Origin of the sequence: Alloiococcus otitis ATCC 51267 (assembly GCF_000315445.1) — a bacterium.
GTDB lineage: Bacteria > Bacillota > Bacilli > Lactobacillales > Carnobacteriaceae_A > Alloiococcus > Alloiococcus otitis.
In genome coordinates this window covers 40,987-47,524 of the sequence record NZ_JH992958.1, presented here as the reverse complement: position 1 = coordinate 47,524, position 6,538 = coordinate 40,987, and the positions used below count along the sequence as shown (strand labels likewise).

Here is a 6,538-nt window from a genome sequence, read left to right as displayed (position 1 = left end):
AATAAAGGAGTTTGGGTGCAATAACGCGACAATCGGTGAGCGATAAAGGAGTTCTGGAGCAATAACGCGACAATTACTGAGCAATAAAGGAGTTTTGGTGCAATAACGCGACAATTGCTGAGCAATAAAGGAGTTCTAGAGCAAGAACGCGACAATTGCTGAGCAATAAAGGAGTTCTGGAGCAAGAACGCGACAATCGGTGAGCGATAAAGGAGTTCTGGCGTAATAACGCGACAATTGCTGAGCAATAAAGGAGTTCTGGAGCAAGAACGCGACAATCGGTGAGCGATAAAGGAGTTTTGGCGTAATAACGCGACAATTGCTGAACAATAAAGGAGTTCTGAGTCAAGTCCAAAGGAAACAGCCCCTGACCGATCAAAGGGACATTAGGCGGAGCCCCTTTTAATAATTATTGCTAGGTATCTAATAATTAAAGTTTAACCAAGGCAAAAAAGTTTCAGGCGAATCCGGCCCTTTTTGCATAACTTTTGTTTTACATAATCTTAACAGCTTTTTGGTAAGTATATTAATAATGGAAGGCTATGCTATAATCGTGCCTTGTTTACCCAATAAGCACAAAATTTAAGAAAGGAGTGTAAGCATGCACACCAAACGTTTAAAGACTTTGGTCGCTTTTCTCTTGTCATTTCTTTTTGTAACAAATATTTGGCAAGTTCAAGCGGAAGAAGACCCGGCTGCCCCGGCTCTAGAATCCCAATTAGTGGATGAAGACCAGGAAAACCAGGTTGAGCTTCCTGCAGAAAATGAAGAGAGATCAAAGGATTCTTTAACTCAAACGCCCCCTAGTTTGACTAGTGGATGGGAGCAAGACCAGGCAAATAGTCAGTCCTACTCCCCGGCAGACCAGGGCAGCGAGCAAGTGACTTCCCCACCTGCTACAGGTCCTAACCCTGCCGACCAAGTCCAGCAAGGGGCAAGTCGCGAAAGACAGCAAGGGTCTGGGGAAAGCCAGTCTGAAACTGAAAGTTCAGATGATTCAGATGATGACGACCCTAACCCGGCTGGCTTAGAAGATGGCGGGGAGACGTTATCAGGAGACCCCGACCCAGCAGTTGTAGAAGAAAACCAAGCAGACTCAGTCAATGTAGGAGGTCCAAACCAACAAGAGGGTTCTGGACCTGTCCAATCAGACCTTCCCCAGGCAGAGGACGAAGAGCCTCACTCTGAGGAAGACCAGACTAGCCGAGAATCTGAAGAAAGAGACTTAACCAAGCAGCAACTGACCGAGGAAGCTTCCCAGCCTTACCCTAAGGGCCAACCCCGATTAGCTCCTGAACGGCCAGTTACCAATGCCAAGTCAAATGCCCACCGTTACCCAGTCTTGACTATCGGTGGCGACCCAAGTGAACGACACTTTACTTGGTATTCGGACAATTCTGACCAGGGTTACTTTGAGATTGCCCCTTACAATGAAGCAGGAGACTTTTCTCAAGGCCAAGTGATTCCAGGTGTGACCCACCAAGAGAATAACACCCATCACGACTTCTTCGGCCGAAATGTTCCAGACTTATACAACACCCAGGTGAAAATTGAGGGTCTTGAAGAAGACACGACTTATATGTACCGGTTCTGGAATGACGAAGAAAACAAGTCTGACATCTACACCTTTAAAACTCACCCAGCTGGCGATTTTGACTTCTTAATTGTCGGTGACCCCCAACTCGGGTCAGGCGACGATCTAGTAGAAGATATCCGGGGCTGGCAAGAAACCTTAGACACCATGCTGGCAGTTCACCCAGACCCTAACTTTTTACTCAGTGTTGGGGACCAGGTTGAGATTGCCTGGCGAGAAGAGGAGTATGCTGGATTTATCGAACAGGATGGCTTGAATGAGCTGACCCTGGTGCCGATTATTGGGAACCACGATACCTTTAACCCAGCATTTTCTGAACACTTTGCTTTACCAAATGTGCAAGCAGAAGGGAAAACCGAAGCAGGGTCTAACTACTACTTTACTTACAACAACGCCCTATTCGTTGCACTAAACCTGGAAAACACCAACTTTGAAGAACACGAAAGAACCCTGCAACAAGCAATTGCAGCGACTAGTGACCAGGAAATTGACTGGCGGGTCGTGACCCTCCACCGGTCTTTATTCTCACCAGCCAACCACTCCATGTCCAACCACACTAAATACTTGCGTGAGAACGTCGCGCCATTAATGAACAAGTACCAGATTGATATTGTCTTGGCGGGCCACGACCACTCTTACGCTCGAAGCCACGTCATGGATGGGACCAACCCACAAATCGAGTGGACTGAAGATAAGCAGGCACCAACAGAATATGTTGACCCTGAAGGGGTTATTTACCTGACCTTTAACTCTTCGAGTGGTAGCAAGTTTTACGACTTAGAAGACTTCCACGACTTCCTTGCTGTACGCAACCAAGAGTATAAAACAAACTTCTCTATTGCTCATGTAACTGAAAACACCTTTGAAGTTGTTACCTACCGAACTGAAGACTTGAGTGAAGTTGACCGGGTTCGTATCGTTAAAAACAACACCGACTTCGACGCCCCTCTCAGCCAACGCTATGTGCCACAAGCTCAAGTCCTACCCGTTTTCCAAGGAGAGGTCTTGCCGGAAGCCAAAGCAGCCATTGCAAATGCTGGTGACTTGCCTGCAAAAACCCAGTACTTGTGGGTTGGCCAGGTCCCTCAAACTGATCAGGTCGGCACAACTTGTGGCCGGGTTCGAATCGACTACAGCGATGGTTCTAGTGAAGAAGTTCCAGTATCGGTCGAAGTTATTGAAAAACGTCATGTTGAATTGGTCGACCCGACATGGGGCAATCTAGAAGCTAAAGATCCAGAAGTTAATAACACCATTCGCATTTCAGTCATTGCTGACAGCCACATTTTGGCCAAGGAACTTATTGCACCAACTAAAGAATACTACGACATGCTTAATCTCGATGCGAAGTACTTTACCCAGTCTGAAGAAGTTTTTAAAGAAAGTCTTCGTATGATTGACCAAAAAGGTGTTGACTATGTCTTGATCCCCGGTGACCTGACCCGGGATGGGGAACACGCTACTTACGACTTTATTGTCCGCGCCCTTAACGAGTATGTCCAAAACGGCTTGCGACAAGGCCGTAACCGTCGCGTCTTTGTTGTGCCAGGCAACCACGACATTAACAACCCACTTGCCTACGACTTTGCCAACTCCACCCACCTGCCACTTTATACACCGCAGGATTTCCAAGATGACTTCCAAGAATTGGTATATGATCAAGCTTTAGCAATCTACAATGAGTCTGACATCTACCAAGACTACCTAGCTGAAGTTAACGAAAAAGTTGACCAAGCTGAATCAGAGGAATACTATGCTCAAGGTCACTTGTCTTACGTTTCAAGAATTGACATTGGTGACCGCCAAGGCCAGGGTGGGATTACCATTCTTGCCATTGACTCTGCTATCTACTCAGCGGATGTGACAGAATCTGGTCGCAACAGCCAAGAAACAGGCGGGATTATTACTGAACCCTTGATGAACTGGTTGGTCCAACAAGCCTACCTAGCTCACAGACGAAACGACATTGTAGTCGCTATGGCCCACCACGCTTTCATCCCACACTTCTACAACCAAGAAAACTTCTTGTCAGAATACATCCTCCGCAACTGGGACGTCCCTTACCAAAGTGATAACCCACTCGTTGATGGCAAAACCCCGATGGAAGTTTTTGCCGACAACGGGATCCACTTCCTCTTTACTGGCCACATCCACGACAATGACATTTCTTCCTTTACAACTCGTGAAGGCAACACCCTTTACGATATCCAGACTGGGTCTTCGGTCAGCTATCCAGGCCCTGTTCGCCACATGACCTTCATCAACGATATCGATAGTCAAAATACCCGTCAAGTTGCTATTTCAGAAATGGATTCAGTCCGAACTTTTGAATACATTGACGCTGACGGATCGACTCAGTTGATGGAAGACTATGTAAACTTTACTCGGGAAAACACCGTCACTCCTCGCTTTGTAGCGATTCAGATCGTTAACTTGATTAGCGACTACCTCCGACCTTCCCGAGAACTGATCAATTCCTTCTTACCATTACCAATTCCCGCTCCTGCCCAAGCTCCACTTCTTGTCGGCTTAGTCAGTAGCCTATTAGGGACACCAGAAGACCCTGCTTTCCAAACTTCCATTCCAGTATTAGGCAATGTCTCCGTTTACTGGGAGTCAGATCCTGCTGGTTTAGGCAGACTCGTTGCTCAAGTAGGCAACCGGTCTAACAACCGCCTTTACATCGAAGGGGAAAACTTGGTCACTTTCATCAACGACTTGCTTGATGAGTTAGACCAAAAAGTTCTTAATGAAGACCAATTGATCAACCGATTAGAAGGTTTAGTCGAAGAACTCTTTGCCGTTCCAGTTTACACCCATGAAGATGGCAGAGTCCGGACCCTTCAAGAATTGGGAGTTGACACCTACCTCGGCCTTGCTGGTGGAGAAGAAAGTGTCAAACCTGAATTAGCTTGGGTTCGAGAAGCAGGCCAGCAACTGAAAGACCAAAACGGCCTTTACGCTGTAGTCCAATACATTGAAGAGCCGCTTATCGACTGGATTTCTAACTTGCTTTCAAGCGTTGAATTCGACCTGGGCCAACACCTCCAAGCCAGTGGATTTCTTCCAACACTCGTCTTGCTGCCTATTAGAGGCTTCTTGCCGAATAATGCTGAAGGCTTATTGGAAACCGTTCTTGGCTTTTTAGGCATTGACGACTACAAAGAATTCATCTCTTACTGGGTGAATTCTGACCTCGCTCGCTACATTATTGATCCACTAAACGTGCCAGTTGGTGACCTTGTTATTTCATTTAACAATGAACTTTTCAAAACCAACCCGCAATACGCTTACCTTTACGACAATGACACCAGTATGGCTGTTCAACGAGACCCAGTTGTCAAAAATGGTCGGGTGCAAATTCAAGATGCCCAAACCGTTAACTTGGTCGGTGACTTTGCAGCGAACTTGATTCCATCTGTCCGTGTCCTCGTAAATGGTCAGCCTGTCCAAGCAGAAGTTGACTTCCAAGAAGGTAAAATTGTTGCCCGCCTCAGCAATGAATTGGTGGACGGAGACCAAGTTGCTTTCCAACTTTCCCACTACAACGACCGGGCTAACACCATTACCCTCCAGTCTCCTGCCCAAACCTTTGAAAAAGAATCTGGACAGCCCGATCCTGACGGTGGCCTTGCTCGACTCATCGGTATCTTGATTAATGAAATCCGACAATTAAGACAAGACTTACAAGGTCAAGACCCAATTGACCTTCAGCCAATCTTAGACCGACTTGACCAATTGGAGCAAGCCATCCAAAACCAAGAGCCAACAGATTTACAACCTGTCTTGGACCGCATTGAAAGCTTAGAAACCACCATCCAGTTGCTCTTAGCTCATATCGCTCAATTGGAACAATCTCTTGCAGACCAAGAACCGGTTGACTTGCAACCTGTCTTAGACCGAATTGACCAGTTAGAAGCAAGCATCCAGCCATTACTTGACCGCATTGTAGCACTGGAAGCAGCATTAGCCAACCAAGAGCCGGTAGATGTGCAACCAATCTTGGACCAAATTGCAAACTTGCAAGCAAGTATCCAACCACTACTTGCTCGTATTGCAGCATTGGAAGAAGCACTAGCAAATCAAGCACCGGTCAACCAAGACTTGTTGAACCGTATTGCTGAGTTGGAACAAGCTTTAGCTAGCCAGGCACCGGTCAACCAAGACTTGTTGAACCGTATTGCTGAGTTGGAACAAGCACTTGCAAACCAATCCCCAATTGATCTTGAAGCGACACTCCAACCACTTCTTGACCGAATCGCCGAGTTGGAAGCAACACTTGAAGCTCAAGAGCCAACAGACCTTCAACCATTACTTGACCGTATTGCTGAATTGGAAGCTAAATTAGCCAGCCAAGCACCGGTTAATCAAGAACTGTTGGACCGAATTGCTGAGTTGGAAGCTGAATTGGCCAATCAAAAACCAATTGACCTTCAACCGATCTTAGACCAATTGGCCGACTTGCAGAAAGCTAAGACAAACCAAGCGAAAACTATTCAAGCACTCTTGGATAGAATTGGTCAACTAGAAGCCAAACTTGCTGACCAACCACAAGTTGACTTAGAAGCAGCCATTCAGCCAATTCTTGACCGACTTGCAAAACTTGAAACTGCTCTAGCAAACCAACCTCAAGTTGATTTTGCAAAAGCTCTTCAACTGCTTGTAGACCAGTTAGCAAAAGTGGAAAAAGCAATTAAGGCGCAAAAACCTGCTGATCTTCAACCACTTCTTGCCCGCATTGCTGAACTAGAAAAATCTCTTGCAGATCAAAAAGCAGCCAACCAAGTTCTACTAGACCGAATAGCGGAATTGGAAGCAACTCTAAAAGGCCAAAAACCAGATGATCAAGATGCAAATCGGGACCGAGAAGCAGAATTGGAAAAAGCTTTGGCCAAACAAAAAGCAGCCAACCAAGCCCTACTAGACCGAATTGCGGAATTGGAA

At 46.4% G+C, this 6,538-nt stretch carries 1 protein-coding gene; it reads left to right on the top strand.

Features of this window, described 5'->3' with window-relative positions:
• Positions 1–601: 601 nt before the first annotated feature.
• On the top strand, positions 602–6,538 hold a 5,937-nt coding region (locus HMPREF9698_RS08390; protein WP_003777138.1), incomplete at its 3' end, for a metallophosphoesterase.